Origin of the sequence: Bradyrhizobium sp. in8p8 (genome assembly GCF_000426845.1) — a bacterium.
GTDB lineage: Bacteria > Pseudomonadota > Alphaproteobacteria > Rhizobiales > Xanthobacteraceae > Bradyrhizobium > Bradyrhizobium japonicum_C.
The window spans coordinates 306,547-325,351 of record NZ_AUGD01000002.1; the positions used below are offsets into that span (position 1 = coordinate 306,547).

The following is an 18,805-nucleotide window of genomic DNA, read 5'->3' on the forward strand; positions in this document are numbered from 1 at the left end:
TGTCATTCCGGGGCGCCTGAAGGGCGAACCCGGAATCTTGAGATTCCGGGTTCGGTGCTGCGCACCGCCCCGGAATGACGGAGCGAGACGTCTCTCACTCCTCCGGCAGGCCCAGCATCAGCCGCATGTTTTGCACAGCGGCTCCCGAGGCGCCCTTGCCGAGGTTGTCGAGCCGGGCGACCAGCACAGCCTGATGATACTTGTCGCTGGCGAAGACGTAGAGCTCGAGCATGTTGGTCTCGTTGAGCGCCTCCGGCTCGAGCCGGCCGCTCTTGGTCGCCTCGTTCTGCAGCGGCATCACCTTGACGTACTTTGAGCCGGCGTAACGCTTGGCCAGCGCCGTCTGCAGGTCGGCACCGCCAGGCTTGCCCGGCAGCGTGTCGAGCTGGAGCGGCACCGAGACCAGCATGCCTTGCCGGTAATTGCCGACCGAGGGAATGAAGATTGGCCGCCGCGTCAAGTTCGCATAGAGCTGCATCTCCGGCAGATGCTTGTGCTCGAAGCCGAGGCCATAGAGCTCGAAGGCCGGCGCGCTGCCGTCCTCGAAGCTCGCGATCATCGACTTTCCGCCGCCGGAATAGCCGCTCACCGCATTGACGGTGATCGGATAGTCCTGCGGCAACAGACCGGCATCGACGATCGGCCGCAGCAGCGCGATCGCGCCGGTCGGATAGCAGCCGGGATTGGAGACTTTTCTCGCGGCCTTGATCATTCCGGCCTGGTCCGGCGTCAGCTCGGGAAAGCCGTAGGCCCAGTCCGGCGCGACCCGGTACGCGGTCGAGGCGTCCAGCACCTTCGGACCGGACGGCCCCATGCTGTCGATGAGCGCGACCGTCTCCCTGGCGGCATCGTCAGGCAGGCAGAGGATGACGAGGTCCACCTCCTCCATCAGCGCCTTCTTTGCCGCGGGATCCTTGCGCTTGTCGTCGGCAATGGTCTTCACCTCGACATCGCTCTGCAGCTTCAGCCGCTCGCTGATGCCGAGGCCGGTGGTGCCGGAGCCGCCGTCGACGAAGACGGTCGCGGGCTTCTTGGCCGCGCTGGTGGTCGGGGCTTTCGTGGTGTCAGCGAGGCTCATGGCGTGCTCCCTTCGAGCAGGTTCGTGTCGGCTTTGAAAGCTTGCGGCTTGGCTTGCCGCATCAGTTGTGAGATCTGCCGGGCGTCGGCATCGCCGCCACCAAGTGCGTCCGCAATGGCTGCATAGTCGGCGTCGGATTTGTGCTGGTTCAGCTTGAAGCTGCCCTCGACCTCCTCGACCATCATGACCAGGCCCACGATCCCCTTCTTCATCGCCTCGAGCCGGCCCGCCGTCATCTTGCCCGAGGTCCAGGGCTTCTTCGGCAACAGCCGGCTCTCGAACTTGTCGCTGAGCGTGTCGACCTGCACCGACAGCTCCTCGTCCGACAGCAGCCGCACCGGCCCGCTCAGATGCACCGACTGATATAGCCAGGTCGGCACCTGGTCCGGCGAGACGTACCAGTCCGGCGATACATAGGCATCGGGACCGTTGACCGCGAGCAGCCATGACGCATCACCGCCAGCCAGCTTTACCAGCGGATTGTGACGGGCGAGATGGAACGCGGCCTGCGGCGTCCCGTCAGCCGCATAGGTCAGATAGAACGGCAGCGGCGAAGCGACGGGCTTGTGGCCGTCGAAGGCGCACATGGTGCCGAAGCCGCGCTGCTCCGCAAATTTGAGGCTTACGGCGCGGTCCTGCTTGAAGAAAGGTGGCGTGTACATCGTAGTCTCCTGCTGGGCCTCCTGAGGAAGCCGCCGGATCAGATCGCGCTGACAGGAGAGAGAATGCCGCGGATCGGATCCAGCGGCAAAGACGATGATCTCAAACGCGATCGACCGCCCTAACCGCTGAAGTGCGGCGGCGGCGACGGGCGAACAGGATGGTCGCGGCGTTGATCATGGTGCGCGGCTATAGGGCCAGGCGCAGTTCCCGTCAAGGTTCAGACCGTCAGATCACGCGCCAGATCCATTCCATGATCTTGGCGAGCACGTCGCCAAACAGCAGGAGCACGGCCGACCAGATCAGGGCCGAGACGAAGTTTGCGGCCTGGAAAGTCCAATAAGGCATTTCGAAAATGCCGGCCGCGAGCGGCACCGAGGCGCGCAGGGGACCGAAGAAGCGCCCGATGAAGATGCTGGGTATGCCCCAGTTACGCACGAACGCCTCTCCTCTGGGCAGCAGATCCGGATAGAGCGAGAGCGGCCACATCTGGGCAACCCTCTCCTTGTAGCGGTAGCCGAACCAATAGGAGACCCAGTCACCCAGCGCAGCGCCGAGGCCGCCGGCGATCCAGACAGGAAAGAAGCTGATGCCGCTGACCCCGATGAGCGCGCCGATCGCCACCAGCGCACCCCAGGCCGGAACGAGCAGCGAGACGAACGCAAGCGACTCTCCGAATGCGAGCAGGAACACGACCGGCGCCGCCCAGGCCTGGTGAACGCGCACGAATTCAGCGAGGGCGTGCGCATACTGCTCCATCAAAAATAGCCTTCCCGCCCCGTCTCAAGGTGCTGCTCGATGAAAAGGACTGGTAAGCCAAGGACTTGTGTGACATCAAGTCACAAAAGCCCACATGGCGAGGTCGGAACGTCAAATTGCCGGGAATTGGCCGGCCTGCGGCGTAAAACCGCCGGGATTGTCTCCCACCCACACCGCCCGGTCCGGCCCCCGGTAACCTTTCCACGTCAGAAGTGGCATAGTCGGCCCGACCGATTCGCCGCCAATGCGGCCCTCAGAACGTATCAAGATATATGGCCAAGCAGTTGAAGCCCAAAGCAAAAGATGACTTTTTTGGCGGCGATGAGCCGAAACCCCGCGCGCCCAAGGCGGCGCCGCGTGGAAGCGGCGGAGAAGCCGACTACACCGCGGCCGACATCGAGGTGCTCGAAGGCCTGGAACCGGTGCGGCGCCGACCCGGCATGTATATTGGCGGCACCGACGAGAAGGCGCTGCATCACCTCTACGCCGAAGTGATCGACAACTCGATGGACGAGGCGCTGGCGGGGCATGCGACCTTCATCGGAGTCGAGCTGAGTGCGGACGGGTTCCTGACCGTCACCGACAACGGCCGCGGCATCCCGATCGATCCCCACCCGAAATTCCCGAAGAAGTCGGCACTCGAAGTCATCATGTGCACGCTGCATTCGGGCGGCAAGTTCGACAGCAAAGTCTACGAGACCTCTGGCGGTCTCCACGGCGTCGGCATCTCCGTCGTGAACGCCCTCTCCTCGCGGCTCGAAGTCGAGGTTGCGCGCGGGCAGAAACTGCATCGCATGATTTTCGAGCGCGGCCACCCCAAGGGCAAGCTCGAGGATCTCGGCAAGGTCAACAATCGCCGCGGCACCCGCGTGCGCTTCAAGCCTGACACGGACATTTTCGGGCCCAAGGCTGCGTTCAAGCCGCAGCGTCTGTTCAAGATGACGCGCTCCAAAGCGTATCTGTTCGGCGGTGTCGAGATACGCTGGAACTGCGCGCCCGAGCTGCTCAAAGGCGTCGAGGACGTGCCGGCCGAAGCGACGTTCCACTTCCCCGGCGGCCTCAAGGATTACCTTGCCGCGGCGATCCACGCCGACACGCTGGTGCACCCGGACATCTTCTCCGGCAAGTCGGGCCGCAACGGCGCGCACGGCGCCTGCGAATGGGCGGTGGCCTGGACCGCGGATGCGGACGGCTTCCTATCCTCCTATACCAACACCGTGCCGACGCCCGATGGCGGCACCCACGAGTCCGGCCTGCGCAGCGCGCTGCTGCGCGGCCTGAAGGATCACGCCGAGCGCGTCGGTCAGGGCAAGCGCGCGGCGTCCGTCACCTCGGAAGACGTGATGGTGGGCGCCGCCGTGATGTTGTCGGTGTTCGTGCGCGAGCCCGAGTTCCAGGGCCAGACCAAGGACCGCCTCGCCACCGCGGAGGCGCAGCGCATCGTCGAGCAGGCGATGAAGGATCCGTTCGACCATTGGCTGTCGGGCAATCCGAACATGGCCAACCGGCTGCTCGATTTCGTGATCGACCGCGCCGAAGAACGGCTGCGGCGGCGGCAGGAGAAGGAGACCGCGCGAAAAACCGCCGGCAAGAAGCTGCGCCTGCCCGGCAAGCTCGCCGACTGCACCGACGCCGGCACCGAAGGCTCCGAGCTGTTCATCGTCGAAGGTGACTCGGCCGGCGGCAGCGCCAAGCAGGCGCGCGACCGCAAGACCCAGGCCGTGCTGCCGCTGCGCGGCAAGATCCTCAACGTCGCCTCCGCCGGCAAGGACAAGCTGACCGCGAACGCCCAGCTCTCCGACCTCGTGCAGGCGATTGGCTGCGGCACGCTCGCGCAATATCGCGAAGAGGATCTGCGCTATCAGCGCATCATCATCATGACCGACGCCGACGTCGACGGCGCCCACATCGCATCGCTCCTCATCACCTTCTTCTACCGGCAGATGCCGCGGCTGATCGACGAGGGCCACCTCTTCCTCGCGGTCCCGCCGCTCTACAAGCTGACGCACGGTACCAAATCGGTCTACGCCCGCGACGACAAGCACAAGGACGAGCTCATCAAGACCGCGTTCAACGCCAACGCCAAGGTCGAGGTGAATCGCTTCAAAGGCCTCGGCGAGATGATGCCGGCGCAGCTCAAGGAGACCACCATGGATCCGGCCAAGCGGACGCTGCTCAAGGTGGTGCTGCTGGCCGACGACCGCGACACGACTGCGGATTCGGTGGAGCGGCTGATGGGCACCAAAGCCGAGGCACGCTTCGCCTTCATCTCGGACAAGGCCGAATTTGCCAGCGAGGAGCTACTGGACGTCTGAGACCTCAACCCAGCCCGCAGCACGCCAAAACAGCCCCGGCCAGCCGGGGCTGTTTTGTTTCGGGGGCCGGGCTGTCTTGCCTGGCAGTTCGCAGGCGCTTTCGTTGATTCCCCGAAAGCGCCGCACGGCGATTCGTCCAACGGCTCATAGGCGCCGAGGCTAAGGCAGGATTGCCTCCATTTCGGACGAGGCCGACTTTGCTAACGAGACGTTATCCGAAACAAGAACTGCGAAAATCTCATAACTACATGATTCTTCATATCTATTTTCTGTTCGATCGAGAGGGCCCGGGTTACCCCAGCACCGCCGTTTTCCGGTAACTGTGCCCACCCGGCAACAGCATTTCGGCGAGAACCGTCTATAGTTCGGGCATCAGATGACACGGACTTAAGTGCGCTCGCGCCACGACAGACCAAGTTGGGGATTTTGACATGAAGAAGATTTTGCTCGCTCTGTCCGCGGTCGCGGCGATGACCGGTTCGGCCTCCGCGGCTGACCTGGGTGCCCGTCCCTACGCGAAGGCTCCGATGGCGGCCCCGGTTGCCAACTGGACCGGCTTCTACATCTTCGGCGGCGGCGGCGGCGGCCTTTCGAACCAAGATCAGCACGTGCAGACCACCGTCGGCGCAGTCCCGCTGACGATCGACCAGCGCCAGGGCGGCTCGGGCTGGTTCGGCACGGTCGGCGCCGGCTACGACTGGCAGTTCAGCGGCACCTGGGTTGCCGGTGTGTTTGCTGACGGTCAGTTCGGCAGCATCCGCGGCACCGTGCAGGATCCGATCTTTGGCCTCACCGGTCACCAGAAGCTGGAGACCTCCTGGGCGGCTGGTGTTCGCCTCGGCTGGCTGGTTGCCCCGAATGTTCTTTCTTACGTCAACGGCGGTTACTCCGGCGCCCACTTTGGTCGCACCAATTTCACCAACCTCGCCGGCACTCCGGCCGGTATCCACCTCGACGGGTATGACCGTCACGGTTGGTTCATCGGCGGCGGCGTCGAGAACAGCCTGAACATCTTCGGCATCACCTCGCCCGGCTGGTTCATGAAGACCGAGTATCGTTCGGCCTTCTACAACGCCACCACTCGTGACGAGCTGTTCGATGCCGGCAACATTCCGACCGGCAACAGCATCCGTACGAACCACTGGAACCAGACGATCTCGACCTCGCTGGTCTACCGCTTCAACTGGACCGGTCCGGTCGTCGCGAAGTACTGATCTGATTTGACCTCACGATCGAACGTCAAAGCCCTGGCATCGCCGGGGCTTTTTCGTTTGGGCGGGGCGACCAACGCTTGACTGCAATACCGCGTCCCGCGAGCCGGGTTTCGCCAGCCGACCATCGGCACTGATTGCCAAGCAGCGAGTTGCCTTTGACGGACACGCTCCCTTCCCGCCGCCAGCCGGGACCGGTGGCGCCATTGTATCCACACCGAAGCTGCGGTTACTGTGCACCCTAAGCCTCGCGGTTGGCGGCACTTCGCCGCCACGCGCGACGGAAGCGGACGATGGGAGGAATGCTTGCGCAGATTTCTGCTTGTGGCAGGCCTGCTTGCGACAGCCGTCGGTCTGCTCTGGATCGGACAGGGCACGGGCACCGTTCCGTGGCCGCGATCGAGCTTCATGGTCAACCAGTTGCAATGGGCGGGCTATGGCGCAGCCATGGCCGGCTTCGGGCTGGTGCTGATCTGGCAGAGCAATCCATAGAAGAAACCAGGGAATACCAGCATGACATCCAGCCGGTTCGATCTCAGCGGCAAGGTCGCGATCGTTACGGGAGGCAATGGCGGCATCGGCCTCGGCATGGCGCGCGGCCTTGCCGACGCCGGCGCCGACATCGCCGTCGTCGGGCGCAACGAAACCAAGTCCGCCGCGGCGGTGGCCGATCTCCGGCAGCGCGGCGTGAAGGCGATCGCCGTCTCCACGGACGTGACGGACATGGCGGCGATCGCGGCCATGATCGATCGGGTCGTCAAGGAGCTCGGCCGCATCGACATCCTCGTCAACAATGCCGGCATGAGCATCCGAAAGCCGCCGCACGAGCTCGAGCTGGACGAGTGGAATAAGGTGATCGACACGAATCTCACCAGCGCCTTCGTCTGCTCGAAGCTGGCCTATCCGGCGCTGAAGGCGTCCGGCAACGGCAAGGTGATCAACATCGGCTCGATGATGTCGATCTTCGGCGCGAGCTTCGCGACCGCCTATGCGGCGAGCAAGGGCGGCATCGTGCAATACACGCGCGCCTGCGCGAATGCTTGGGCGCCCGACAATATCCAGGTCAATGCCATCCTGCCGGGCTGGATCGATACGGATCTCACCCGGGGCGCGCGGCAGCAGGTCTCGGGGCTCCACGAGCGCGTGCTGGCGCGCACGCCCGCAGGGCGCTGGGGGGACATTGACGACTTCGCCGGCATCGCCGTGTTCCTTGCCTCGCCTGCTTCGAATTTCGTCACGGGCACCGCGATTCCGGTCGACGGCGGCTTCTCCGTGATGGCCTGACGCCGCGCCTGCCTGCAATCCGGCAGAGGCAAAAAAGAAGCCCCGGCCTGGCCGGGGCTTTTGAAATTTGCAGTGCTTTTCTTGATCGTTGGTCGCGTTGCGTCGACGTGCTCAGTAGCGGGAGATGGTGGGTGCGTCGAACTTGTAGCTCGCGCGCACCACGGCCCACTGAATGTCGCGCGGCTTGGCATCGAACGTGTAGTTTCCGGAGGTGCCGCCGAGCTGATAGGTCTGGCTGCCGAAGGCAGCGTAGTTGTATTCGAGGCCGACGATCCAGTTGCGGGTGACGCCGTATTCCCAGCCGGCGCCGACAGTCCAGCCGTTGGCCCAGTGGGTTTGTCCGCCCGAACCCGTCGCCACACCGACTGTGTCGGTGACCGAGAGGCGGTTGTTCACGCCGGCATAGCCGCCCTTGATGTAGAAGAGGTTGTTCTGCACGGCGAAGCCGGCGCGGCCGACGATGGTCGCGAGCACGTTGGCGCGCCAGGAGAACACGTCGTCCGCGGCGCCAAACACGTTGTTTACGACCGTGCCCTTGTTGTCGAGGCCGGAAATCGTGCCCTCGATGCCGAACACGTAATTGTTGGCCTGCCAGTTGTAGCCGATCTGCGCGCCGCCCATGATGCCCGATCCGCGCTGGCGATAGCCCTCGCCCGGAATGAGGTCGCCGAACGCCGCACCGGTCCCGTTGTTGATGAACTGCTGGTTGGTCCAGGCGCCACCGATGTGGCCGCCGACATAGAAGCCGGTCCAGGTGAACAATGGCTCGACATAGGCCGGCGCCTTCGTGTAGCGCGCAGCGAGATCGGCGGCAGAAGCCGCGCCGGTCGAAACCAGAGCCGTCGTGCAGGCGAAGGCGGCAATCAATTTATTACGCATGGTACACCCCGTGTCCTTTGATGGGCGCACGGTCACACGCAGGTCTTACTCAAATTTGAATCAACGAAGTTAATGCGCCGGATTGGCCTGCCGCGGTCCTACAATCCATCTGCGCTGTTGCACGCACGCAACGCGCGGGACGCCATTTAATGCGACGTTATCCCTACTAAATTGCTGCGCCAAATCTTGCGGCCTTCGAATGCACATGCTCGGGCCGCGCCACGAGCACAAGCAAGCTCGCCGGCATGCCGCGTAGCCATGGCAGCGCGGTGACGAGGCGCAGGATCGGCGACACCTTCAGCGGCCGGTCGCCGCTCTGCAAGGCACCGCTGATGATGTTGTTCTGCACGACCACCTGCATGCGTTGCGTCATCTTCACCGGACGCTCGCGGCGGCGGCGCACGGCATCGAGCTCGTCCTCGGACAGGCAGCCCTGCTGCAGATTGTCTGCCAGGAGGTTTTGCGGTCGCGACCGGGTCCCGCACGGCGAGATTGACGCCGACGCCGCCGACCGGCGACATCGCATGCGCGGCGTCGCCGATGCACAGCGGAGATCGACGTTCGCGTGACTAGGGCTTTGCCGACTTCCGCTCCCATGGGCGCTTGCCGTCAGCGTCGCGATCCCAAGGGCGCGTGATCGGAGCCACCTTCTCGTCCTCGGCTGCCTTCGCACGATCCGCTTGGACGCGCTCGCGGTCCGTGGGCGGCGGCACGGTGAGAACTGGAGTCGTTTGGGCCAGAACCGGAAACGTCGTAAGAAGCACGACGATGATGAATTTTGTCATCCCCGGCTCTAGCACTTTCACCTTGGCCCGTCGATTAAAGTTCGTCCACTCCGTCAGCCGAGCGTTCCTAACCCCAATCCGCCGGCTGCACAGCCCATCAATTGTTGCTGCGGTTGACGCTCCGGAAGCTCTTGATCTCGGACACGCTGCCATCGCGATAGGTCAACTCGACCGAGACAGTCTGCGTGCTCGGCGCGAGCTTCATGTAGAGCGGCATCCCGGCGCTGATCGCGCTAGGGTCGCGCATGTCACAAGGCGGCATCTTCAGCACCTGGTTGGGAACGGCGGTGTCGATGCCGATGCGCACCTCACGGATTGCGCAACGGTAGGACACGAGGTGGGTGTAGTAGACCAGGAGTCCGTTGAACTCGCGGAACGACAGCCAGCTCGTCGACGTCCTGTCGAGAATCTTGCGCTGATCGCGGATCAGCGCAGCCTCGGGATCGAACCTGATCGGGAACGGCCCCTGCAAGTCGCCGGACTGATCGACATAGCGGACCTCGATGGTGCCGGGCTGCGCATCCGGCGGCAGCTCGATCGAGGGGTTCGGCATCCGCTTGCGCGTGCGCGGATCGAGCGTGTCGATGAAGCCGGTCTCGCGGAAATCGCCCTTGCCGGCCATACGCCAGGAAATGCCGAGGGTCGGATCGGCGAAGGAGAACACCACGCTCCAGCCGCCATTGTGCCGGGAGAAGCTCGCGATCGGCGCGTTGAGCGTCTCCTCCTTGGGCAGCTGCGGAACGGATACCGGCGGCAGCGCCGCAAGTTTCTGCGGCGGCGGATCGTCGGAGCGCGCGGCGGTATCCTTCGCCATGCCGCTGAGGAACACGTCGTCGACCATCTGGTCGAAATAAACCGGCACCTGCCTGTGCTTGACGGTCTCGGCCATCTCGCTGACGGCACGGCGGGTGCGCTGCGCCACCTGCACCAGGTTCTCGCCGGGCTTGAGCAGTTCCTTCGCGAAGGTCCGCGTGAACACCGAATTGGGATTGGCATCGTCGTTGGACAGGCGATCGAGCGCGGTCTGGCGGGGGCCTGCCGAGAACACGGAGAACACGCCTTCCGGCAGCTGCGTCATCGGCGCGAGCCCGCCGCCGCCGGCGACTGCGCGGGTGCCCTTGCGCTCGAACGGATTGTTGCGGCAGGCATCGAACACCAGGATCGAGGTGCGCGCCTTCTTGTTCTGGAGGCGCTCGACGATGCGGTCGGCCAGGATCGAAGCGTCACGCACCAGCTCTTCCTGCCCTTCCGTCGCCGCCGGCACGTCGGTCGGCAGCAGATAGTTCTGTCCCGCGATCTCGAAGCCGTGACCGGCGTAGAAGAAGAACGCAGTGTCGCCGGGCTCGATCGCCTTGTCGAAGGCGAGCAGCGTCTCGGAGAATTGTTGCCGGCTCTGGTTCTCGGCGACCATCACCGAGAAGCCGAGCTGCTTCAGCGTGTCGCCCATGGTGCGAGCGTCATTGACCGCCTTGAGCAGCTTCGGGACGTTCCTGTAGTCGTTGTTGCCGACGACGAGCGCAACGCGCTTCTCGGCATAAGCGGGACCTGCCAAGCCGCTCAGGCCCGCCGCGAGGCCAATGGCCGCCAGAATTCCGAAAAGCCGACGCGTCATCGCAAAATTCCTGTTGCAGGACGGCCCTGCCGCCGATCCGTTGGAACGGCAGTTCATTTGACCCCCTGCCGCTGTGTGATAGTCGACCCAGGCGTGAGGACGGTTCAAGGGCCTGGGCTCCGTCCGGCCATGGCGGACTTCGGCGAAATCTGCTTCTTCTTGGACCATTTCGCCGGAAGCGAGGAGCTGCCGTGTTTCGCTGGTGTACCGACGAGGTCGAGCCGAGGGATCGCTTCGACTATTGGCGCGAGGTGCGCGCCAAGGGATTGTTCGGCGTCACGGCCGAGCTCGCGCGCGAACGGCGCGCGGACTTCGTTGGCGAATTCTCGCTGCGCCAGCTCGGCGGTGCCAGCCTCGTCGAGCTGAAGGCATCGCCCTATTCGGTCGAGCGCAGCACGTCCGACATCGCCGCCGCCCCAGGTGACGCGATCTGCGTCTATCAGCAGCTCGGCAGTGGCGGCTGGTTCGGCGGCATTCGCGCAAGCGCCTTTTCGATTGCCAACGGCAGCTTCGCTACCAGTCATACCAACCTGCCCTACCGCACCGCGCCGCTCGGCGCCGGGGGCTTCCATCTGCGCATCCTGAAAATCCCGTTGAGCAACATCCCGGCACAGGACAGCCGCATGCGCGAACTTGCGCCACGAACGTTTTTCGACCCCGCTCTGGCGCCCCTGCTCGCTGCCTGCTTTGCCGATCTCGGCGAGATCGCTGGTGCCGCCACCGATGCTGGCTCTGCCGTTCAGACGCCCTTGGTTCAAGCTTTAGGGCATCTGGCTTTGATGGAGCGCGGTGTCGTGCGGCCCGGCAGCAGGCGCGGACAGGCCGCGCTGCGGACGGCCCGCCTCTCGCAAGCCCGCCGCCTGATCGCGCACCATTTGCAGGATCCCAATCTCGCCCCAGCCATGGTGGCCGATCTGCTCGGGGTGTCCGTGCGACACCTGCACATGCTGTTCAAGACAGCCGAGAAGAGCTTCTCGCAGACGGTGACGGAGGAACGCCTTGAGCAGAGCCGCCGCCTGATGCAGGAGAAGCCGGAGCGGCTGATCGCCGACATCGCGGCATCGTGCGGCTTCGAGAGCCTGGCGACCTATTACCGGGTCTTCAACGCTGCCTATGGCATGGCGCCCGGCGACTTCCGGGCGGGGACCACCGACCGGCGTTAACCCCCCGTCCTGGCCGCTGCGGACGCACTCCCGGCTCCTCGGAAAACCCGAGCCGCGCCCGTAGTTTGAGCAAAAACCTCAGGTTTTTTAGGGCCTTCCCGCGCCCGCTCCATTGACTTTGGCCAATTCCTGCCTATGTTCCGGGTCGACGCGGCTCAGATCGAAGAGCGATTCCTGAGCCTTGCGCTTTGTTCGCGTGTGTCAGCACCCCCAGCTTCTTTGAGAGCGCGCCGTTTCGGGGTGGAACGCGACCAGCCTTATTACCCTCGATTCCGAACGGCGGTTTCGACCAGAGGCTCAATGTCCTTCTCAGATCTCGGACTGTCCGAAAAAGTCCTCGCCGCAGTAGCGGCCACCGGTTACACCACCCCTACCCCCATCCAGGAACAGGCGATTCCCCACGTCCTCGCACGCAAGGACGTGCTCGGCATCGCCCAGACCGGCACCGGCAAGACCGCGGCCTTCGTGCTGCCGATGCTCACCATTCTCGAGAAAGGCAGAGCCCGGGCGCGCATGCCGCGCACGCTGATCCTCGAGCCGACCCGCGAGCTCGCGGCCCAGGTGAAGGAAAACTTCGACCGCTACGGCGCCGGCCAAAAGCTCAACGTCGCCCTCTTGATCGGCGGTGTCTCTTTCGGTGATCAGGACGCCAAGCTGATGCGCGGCGTCGACGTGCTGATCGCAACCCCGGGCCGCCTGCTCGATCACACCGAGCGCGGCGGCCTCTTGCTCACCGGCGTCGAGCTGCTCGTCATCGACGAGGCCGACCGCATGCTGGACATGGGCTTCATTCCCGACATCGAACGCATCTGCAAGCTCGTCCCGTTCACCCGGCAGACCCTGTTCTTCACCGCGACCATGCCGCCGGAAATCCGGCGCATCACCGAAACCTTCCTGCATAATCCGCAGAAGGTCGAGGTCTCCAAGCCCGCCACGACGGCCGTAACCGTGACGCAGGCGCAGGTGCCCGCCGGACGCGAGGCGCACGAGAAGCGCGAGTTGCTGCGCCGCCTGCTGCGCGACGCCAAGGATCTCAAGAACGCGATCATCTTCTGCAATCGCAAGCGCGAAGTCGCCATCGTTCACAAATCGCTTCAGAAGCACGGCTTCAGCGTCGGCGCCCTGCACGGCGACATGGATCAGTCGGCCCGTACCGCGGCGCTCGAACAGTTCCGCAGGGGTGAACTGCCGCTCCTGGTCGCCTCCGACGTCGCAGCGCGCGGCCTCGACATTCCCGAGGTCAGCCACGTCTTCAACTTTGACGTTCCCCATCACGCCGACGATTACGTCCACCGCATCGGCCGCACCGGCCGCGCCGGCCGTACCGGCACCGCAATCTCGATCGTGACCCCGCTCGACCAGAAATCGATGGCAGCGATCGAAAAGCTGATCGGCCAGAGCATTCCGCGGGTCGAAGGCGATTACGAAGCCCCGGCCGAGCCCTCCGAGGCAAGCGAGCGTCCCCGCGAGCAGCGCGGCCGCGAACGTTCACGTGGCGGGCGTGGCAAGCCGCAGCGCGGCCGGGATCGTGAACGCAGCCACGAGCCGCGCGAGGCCCGGGGCGAGGCAAGAATTTCTTCGGAACCAAGACATTCTTCCGAATCAAGGAGCTCGTCGGAGTCGCGCCAGCTCGCCGAGCCAAGGCATCGATCCGACGACAAGCGTCGGGCGGACACACGCCAGCAGGCCAGTACGGCGCACGTGCCCTCGATCGGCCGTCCCGAGCCGCGCCGCCAGCGCGAAGTCGATACCGAGCCGGGCGATCACTCGCATCTGCCGGCGTTTCTGCTGCGGCCGGTTCGCTCCCCTGCGGGAGCCTGAGGCGCGACGCGTTCCGGGTTTCGGTTGAGCGAACCCGGCACACAATTTTTTGGACGCAGTCGTGCACGTAAATTTACGGGGCGTTCACGATCGTCCATTAGCCTACGACCATAGTTTAAGTATTGCTACGGTCGATGGCGCGCCGACCGCTGTGGGGTATGTTCCGTGATCAAGGTGCTCGACGAACACGAACGCACGATGGCGTTCGCCGAGGTGGCGCTCGGTCAGATCCGATCGCTTCGGCAGACGGCAATTCCCCGCAATTACGAGATCTGGTACGTCTACGCCACCGGCTACAATGCTCCGCTCAACAAGATCATCAACGAGACGCTGGCGCGCAGCGGCAAGCTGACCGAGGCCGATCTCGAGCAGATCTACGAGACCTATCTCTCCCACATCAAGACCACCGACCGCATCGACAAGGTTGGCGCGCGCGTCATCGGCGAGATCGACGACGTCATGAAGGTCTTGGGCGATGCCCTCGGCATGACCGGCGCCTATGATGCCAACCTGTCGGGCGCCACCGAAGAACTGTCGTCTGCCAAGAGCCGCGAGCAGGTCAAGGCGATCGTCGAGGCGCTGCTGCGCTCGACCAGCGAGATGCGCGAAGCCAACAAGGCGCTGGAAGACCGGCTGACGCTGTCGAAGAACGAGATCAGCAATCTCCAGCAGAGCCTCGAAGCGATCCGCGCCGAGAGCCTGACCGATCCGCTCACGGGCCTCGGCAACCGGAAATATTTCGACCGCATGATCGGCATGGCCGTGCAGGGCGCACTCGCCTCGGGCGAGCCGCTGTCGCTGCTGCTGTTCGACATCGATCACTTCAAGTCGTTCAACGATTCCTACGGCCATCTCACCGGCGATCAGGTGCTGCGGCTGGTCGGCCTCTCGCTGAAGCAGACCATCAAGGGCCAGGACATCACCGCCCGCTATGGCGGCGAGGAATTCGCGGTCGTCCTGCCCAATACGACGCTACGCCAGGCGCTCACGGTGGCCGACCACATCCGCCGCGCTGTGATGGCGAAAGAGCTGAAGAAGAAATCGACCGGCGAGATCCTCGGCCGGGTCACGATCTCCGTCGGCGTCTCGCTGCTGAAAGAGGGCGACGACACCGACGCGCTGATCGAGCGCGCGGATGCCTGCCTCTATGCCGCCAAGCGCAACGGCCGCAACCGCGTCATCTGCGAATCCGATCCGGAATACGCGGCCGAGACGCACACCCGGGTGGCGTGACATCTCGTCGGATGAGACCATGTAGCCTGAGCAAAGGCTACGGCGCCCACCAGCTCTCCAGCATCACACTCTTGAACGACGCTTCCGCTTACGCTCTGCAAGCCTCGGCGCGCGAGTTGCTTTGTCCACCGGACCCGCCGTCGTCTTGGCAGCGTTCTTGGTCGGACGCTTCTTTGCAGCAGATTTCTTCGCCGCCGCCTTCTTCGCTTTTGGCTGCTTCTTCACCTTGGCGCGCCGGGCTGCGGCGAGTGCCGCCCTTGCCCATTGCGCAAGCTCCGTGGAATCGTCGAACAGGCGTGCGGGAAGCTCCCAGTAGGAGTTCACCATCACGGTTCTGGCGCGCGTCTGATACTGGAACGGCTTGGAGCCCTCGGCCTCGAAGTCCGGGATGGTCATCTCGTCGGCGCGGAAGAACAGGCCGGCACGCAGGGCCAGCGCGAAATTGACGCCGTCGGCGGAGATGCCGTAGCCGGAGAACATCTTGCGGATGGTGACGGGGCCGAAATCGGCGAACAGGTCGGTCAGGAATTCTCGGTCCATCGGGGGTTTTCCTGCGCAAGCAAGCAAACCCTCATAGCATTCTCGTCAATGCGAGCGAAGCAGTCCATACGACCTCCGCGGAGGCGGTCTACCCGTCGATCTTGGCCGGCCGCAGCTCGACCGATTCGCCGCAACCGCAGGCGGAGATCTGGTTGGGATTGTTGAAGACGAACTGGGCCTGCATCTTGTCGGCCTTGTAGTCCATCTCGGTGCCGAGCAGGAACAGCACGGCCTTGGGATCGACCAGGATCTTCACGCCCTTGTCCTCGACGACCTCGTCGGTCGGGCGGATCTCGTGGGCGTATTCGACCGTGTACGACTGGCCGGCGCAGCCGCCATTCTTCACGCCGACACGCAGGCCGACGATCTCCGAGTCTGCACGTTGGGTCAGTTCGGTGATGCGCTGGGCAGCGGCATCCGTCAGCCGCATCACCTGCGGGCGCGGCCGCCGCGGCTTCGGAGTGGAGGATGCTGGTGTCACCTGGGTCATGTTGTTTATGTGGTCCGTTGCGGAGCGAATTCAATGCGGGCTGAGGCCGTCACCACATGTTGAGCACAAGGCGCGCCTCGTCGCTCATGCGTTCGGGGGACCACGGCGGCTCCCAGACGACCTTGACGTCGACCACGCCGACGCCCGGAACGCTGGCGACCGCGTTCTCGACCATGGTCGGCAGTTCGCCTGCGGCCGGGCAGTTGGGCGTCGTCAGAGTCATCAACACGTTGACCGAACGGTCGTCCTTGATCTCGACCTTGTAGATCAGGCCGAGTTCGTAGATGTCGGCGGGAATTTCCGGGTCGAACACGGTCTTGAGCCCCGCGATGATCTCGTTGGTGAGACGCTCGGTCTCCTCAGGCGGCAGCGCCGACTGGGTCTCCATCGGACTAGCTTTGACTTCGGCCGTGTCACTCATGCGAACAAATCCCGCGCCTTCAAAAGCGCCTGTGCCAGATGATCGACTTCTTCCCGCGTATTATACATGCCGAACGAGGCCCGGCATGTCGCGGTCACGTTGAACCGCTCTAAAAGCGGCATCACGCAATGGGTGCCGGCGCGGACCGCGATGCCCTGACGGTCGATCACGGTGGCGACGTCATGAGCGTGCGCGCCCTTGAGCTCGAAGGAGATCACCGGCCCCTTGCCGCGCGCCGTGCCGATCAGCCGCAGCGAGTTGATCTCGCGCAGCCGCTCCTGGGCATAGGTGGTGAGATCGTGCTCGTGCGCGGCGATGCGCTCCTTGCCGATGGAGTTGACGTAATCGATGGCGGCGCCGAGGCCGACGGCTTCGACGATGGGCGGGGTTCCGGCCTCGAACTTGTGCGGGGGATCGCCATAAGTGATGACGTCGCGCGAGACCTCGCGGATCATCTCGCCGCCGCCATTGAACGGGCGCATTGCGACGAGGTGGTCGTACTTGGCCCAGAGCACGCCGATGCCGGTGGGGCCATAGACCTTGTGGCCGGTGAAGACGTAGAAATCGCAGCCGAGATCCTGGACGTCGACCGGTAGATGCACCGCGCCCTGGCTGCCGTCGACCAGCACGGGAATGCCGCGCGCATGCGCGATTCTGACGACGTCCTTGACCGGCACGATGGTGCCGAGCGCGTTCGACATCTGCGTGATCGCGACCAGCTTGGTCTTGGCCGTCAGCAGCTTTTCGAACTCGTCGATGAGGAAATTTCCCTCGTCATCGACCGGTGCCCATTTGATCACGGCACCCTGACGCTCCCTGAGGAAGTGCCAGGGCACGATGTTGGAATGGTGCTCCATGATCGAGATGACGATCTCGCCGCCTTCTTTGATGTTCGGGCCACCCCAGGACGAGGCAACCAGATTGATGGCCTCGGTCGCGTTGCGGGTGAAGATCACTTCCTCGGTGCGGGGCGCGTTGATGAACTCCGCCACCTTGGTGCGGCCGCCCTCATAGGCTTCCGTCGCCGCATTGGCGAGGAAATGCAGGCCGCGATGCACGTTGGCGTACTCGCTCGTGTAAGCCTGCGTCATGCGATCGAGCACCGACTGCGGCTTCTGTGCGGATGCGGCGTTATCGAGATAGACCAGATTCTTGCCGTAAACCTGCATGGCGAGCGCCGGGAAATCCTGGCGCACGCGCGCGACGTCATAAGCGCCGTTCTTGACTGCCGGATGCGTGCTCATGAGCGCCGCTCCAGCCAGCGCTCGGCCATGCCGATCACATGCTCGCGCAAGCCATCGTCGGCGATCTGCTCGATCGCCTCGCCGACGAAGGCCTGGATCAACAGCGCCTGGGCCTGCTTCTCCGGCAGGCCGCGGGCCTTCAGATAGAACAGGAGACTGTCGTCCAGCGCGCCGGCGGTGGCGCCGTGGCCGCAGGAGACGTCGTCGGCGAAGATCTCGAGCTCCGGCTTGTTGTCCGCCTCGGCTTCGTCGGAGAGCAGCAGCGCGCGGGTCATCATCTTGCCGTCGGTCTTCTGCGCGTCGGGACGGACGATGATGCGGCCCTGGAATACCGAATGGGCGCGATCGTCGATCACGGCGCGGAAGGTCTCGCGGCTGACGCAGTTCGGCACGGCATGGTCGACCACCAGCGTGGTGTCGCCGTGCTCGGTCTTTTTCAGGAGGTTCACGCCATTCACCGAGAGCTCGCTGCCCTCGCCCGCCAGCGTGATGAATCCCTGCAAACGGCTGACCGCGGCGCCGCTGGTCATGCTGAAGAGGTTCAGCTTGGTGTTGGCCCCGACCGTGATGAACTGCGACGTGATGTTCACCGCATCGGGCGCATCGTCCATCAGCCGGATATGCGCGACGTCGGCGTTGTCGCCGACCGAGACGATGACGGCGTCATTGACCTGGTAGGCCTTCGCTTCCGCCGCCACAAAAGTCTCGACGATGGTGGCGCGAGCGCCCTTCCCGATCGCGACCCGCGAGCGGGTGAAGGCCGATGCCGACGCGGCAGTCGCGATGTGGATGATCTGGATCGGCGCGGACAATTGCGCGCCGTCAGCGATCGAGAGCACGACCCCGTCGGTCGCCATCGCGGCGTTCAGCGCGATCACCGCATCGGTGCTCGCGGTCTTCAGCAGGCCGGCATCCTTCTCCAGCGTCTCACGCAGGGTCTTGAAGCCTGCCTCGGGGGCGAGTGCCCTCACGTCGGACAGATCGGCCGCGAACACGCCGTCGACCAGCACCACCTTGCGGGCGCCCTCGATCGCATGCGCCTTCACCGCCTCCGCGGCGCGCTTCAGCGCGCCCGCATCGGGGATCGCTGCCAGGGGCAGAACCTCGCCGACCAGCGCGCGCAGATCGGTATACTTCCATTCCTCGATCCGGCGATGCGGCAGGCCGAGACGCTCATAGCTCTCGAATGCCTCGCGCCGCGCCGCGATCACTTCGGGCGAACCCGGCAGCCGGCCTTCGGCGCTGGCGAACAGATCGCTCACCGCGCGGCCACCTCCGGTCTTTGCCACAGCAACGTTCATTGCAACCAA

Annotated in this window: 19 protein-coding genes; 7 read left to right on the plus strand and 12 right to left on the minus strand. The window is 64.4% G+C overall.

The genetic code is table 11. From position 1 onward, the window contains the following. Positions 1-94: 94 nt before the first annotated feature. The 3 genes from argC to K408_RS0106770 form a co-directional block, all read right to left on the minus strand. The gene (argC, locus tag K408_RS0106760) at positions 95-1,078 is read right to left on the minus strand and encodes an N-acetyl-gamma-glutamyl-phosphate reductase (RefSeq protein WP_024337852.1); all 984 of its coding nucleotides are present in this window, start codon (positions 1,076-1,078) and stop codon (positions 95-97) included. Beyond that, positions 1,075-1,740, minus strand: coding sequence for an FMN-binding negative transcriptional regulator (locus tag K408_RS0106765; RefSeq protein ID WP_024337853.1), 666 nt, complete (start codon positions 1,738-1,740; stop codon positions 1,075-1,077). Before K408_RS0106765 ends, argC begins: the two co-directional genes overlap by 4 nt. Positions 1,741-1,966: 226 nt before the next feature. Further along, complete coding sequence (locus tag K408_RS0106770; RefSeq protein WP_024337854.1) at positions 1,967-2,497, minus strand: DedA family protein; 531 nt, start codon at positions 2,495-2,497, stop codon at positions 1,967-1,969. Between the two features lie 272 nt (positions 2,498-2,769). Between K408_RS0106770 and parE the strand changes: the two genes are divergently transcribed. From parE to K408_RS0106790, 4 genes are all read left to right on the plus strand, one after another. Further along, complete coding sequence (gene parE / locus K408_RS0106775; protein ID WP_024337855.1) at positions 2,770-4,812, plus strand: DNA topoisomerase IV subunit B; 2,043 nt, start codon at positions 2,770-2,772, stop codon at positions 4,810-4,812. Between the two features lie 431 nt (positions 4,813-5,243). Then, a complete protein-coding gene (locus K408_RS0106780) occupies positions 5,244-6,026 on the plus strand; it encodes an outer membrane protein (protein WP_024337856.1) in 783 nt (260 codons plus the stop codon). Between the two features lie 303 nt (positions 6,027-6,329). Continuing rightward, on the plus strand, positions 6,330-6,515 hold the full coding sequence (locus K408_RS0106785) for a hypothetical protein (RefSeq protein ID WP_024337857.1): 186 nt from the start codon (positions 6,330-6,332) through the stop codon (positions 6,513-6,515). A 21-nt stretch (positions 6,516-6,536) separates the two neighbouring features. Then, positions 6,537-7,307: an SDR family NAD(P)-dependent oxidoreductase gene (locus K408_RS0106790; RefSeq protein ID WP_024337858.1), complete on the plus strand. Its 771-nt coding sequence runs from the start codon at positions 6,537-6,539 to the stop codon at positions 7,305-7,307. A gap of 111 nt (positions 7,308-7,418) precedes the next feature. Here K408_RS0106790 and K408_RS0106795 read toward each other — a convergent pair whose 3' ends face one another. From K408_RS0106795 to K408_RS0106810, 4 genes are all read right to left on the minus strand, one after another. Then, positions 7,419-8,186: an outer membrane protein gene (locus K408_RS0106795; protein ID WP_024337859.1), complete on the minus strand. Its 768-nt coding sequence runs from the start codon at positions 8,184-8,186 to the stop codon at positions 7,419-7,421. Positions 8,187-8,332: 146 nt separating this feature from the next. Next, the gene (locus K408_RS0106800) at positions 8,333-8,707 is read right to left on the minus strand and encodes a hypothetical protein (RefSeq protein WP_349509753.1); all 375 of its coding nucleotides are present in this window, start codon (positions 8,705-8,707) and stop codon (positions 8,333-8,335) included. A gap of 48 nt (positions 8,708-8,755) precedes the next feature. After that, positions 8,756-8,971, minus strand: a complete 216-nt coding sequence (locus tag K408_RS0106805; RefSeq protein WP_024337861.1) for a hypothetical protein — start codon at positions 8,969-8,971, stop codon at positions 8,756-8,758. 97 nt (positions 8,972-9,068) lie between these two features. Then, on the minus strand, positions 9,069-10,583 hold the full coding sequence (locus K408_RS0106810) for a caspase family protein (protein ID WP_024337862.1): 1,515 nt from the start codon (positions 10,581-10,583) through the stop codon (positions 9,069-9,071). A gap of 191 nt (positions 10,584-10,774) precedes the next feature. Here K408_RS0106810 and K408_RS0106815 point away from each other — a divergent pair, with 191 nt between their 5' ends. The 3 genes from K408_RS0106815 to K408_RS0106825 all read left to right on the plus strand — a co-directional run bounded on the left by K408_RS0106815 (position 10,775) and on the right by K408_RS0106825 (position 14,800). Next, complete coding sequence (locus K408_RS0106815; RefSeq protein WP_024337863.1) at positions 10,775-11,746, plus strand: AraC family transcriptional regulator; 972 nt, start codon at positions 10,775-10,777, stop codon at positions 11,744-11,746. Positions 11,747-12,046: 300 nt separating this feature from the next. After that, positions 12,047-13,567 carry a DEAD/DEAH box helicase gene (locus K408_RS0106820; protein ID WP_024337864.1) on the plus strand — a complete coding sequence of 507 codons (1,521 nt, stop codon included), beginning with the start codon at positions 12,047-12,049 and terminating at the stop codon, positions 13,565-13,567. Between the two features lie 165 nt (positions 13,568-13,732). Next, positions 13,733-14,800 carry a GGDEF domain-containing protein gene (locus tag K408_RS0106825; protein WP_024337865.1) on the plus strand — a complete coding sequence of 356 codons (1,068 nt, stop codon included), beginning with the start codon at positions 13,733-13,735 and terminating at the stop codon, positions 14,798-14,800. Between the two features lie 63 nt (positions 14,801-14,863). Here the strand turns inward: K408_RS0106825 and K408_RS0106830 are convergent, their stop codons facing one another. The 5 genes from K408_RS0106830 to sufD form a co-directional block, all read right to left on the minus strand. After that, positions 14,864-15,340 (minus strand): TfoX/Sxy family protein, encoded by a 477-nt coding sequence (locus tag K408_RS0106830; protein WP_024337866.1) that lies wholly within the window; start codon positions 15,338-15,340, stop codon positions 14,864-14,866. An 88-nt stretch (positions 15,341-15,428) separates the two neighbouring features. Further along, positions 15,429-15,830 carry a HesB/IscA family protein gene (locus tag K408_RS0106835; RefSeq protein ID WP_024337867.1) on the minus strand — a complete coding sequence of 134 codons (402 nt, stop codon included), beginning with the start codon at positions 15,828-15,830 and terminating at the stop codon, positions 15,429-15,431. 49 nt (positions 15,831-15,879) lie between these two features. Next, a complete protein-coding gene (locus K408_RS0106840) occupies positions 15,880-16,251 on the minus strand; it encodes an SUF system Fe-S cluster assembly protein (protein ID WP_024337868.1) in 372 nt (123 codons plus the stop codon). After that, the gene (locus tag K408_RS0106845) at positions 16,248-17,495 is read right to left on the minus strand and encodes a cysteine desulfurase (protein ID WP_024337869.1); all 1,248 of its coding nucleotides are present in this window, start codon (positions 17,493-17,495) and stop codon (positions 16,248-16,250) included. The genes K408_RS0106840 and K408_RS0106845 overlap by 4 nt, the downstream gene beginning before the upstream one ends. Then, the gene (gene sufD, locus K408_RS0106850) at positions 17,492-18,796 is read right to left on the minus strand and encodes a Fe-S cluster assembly protein SufD (protein WP_024337870.1); all 1,305 of its coding nucleotides are present in this window, start codon (positions 18,794-18,796) and stop codon (positions 17,492-17,494) included. Before sufD ends, K408_RS0106845 begins: the two co-directional genes overlap by 4 nt. Positions 18,797-18,805: the final 9 nt, after the last annotated feature.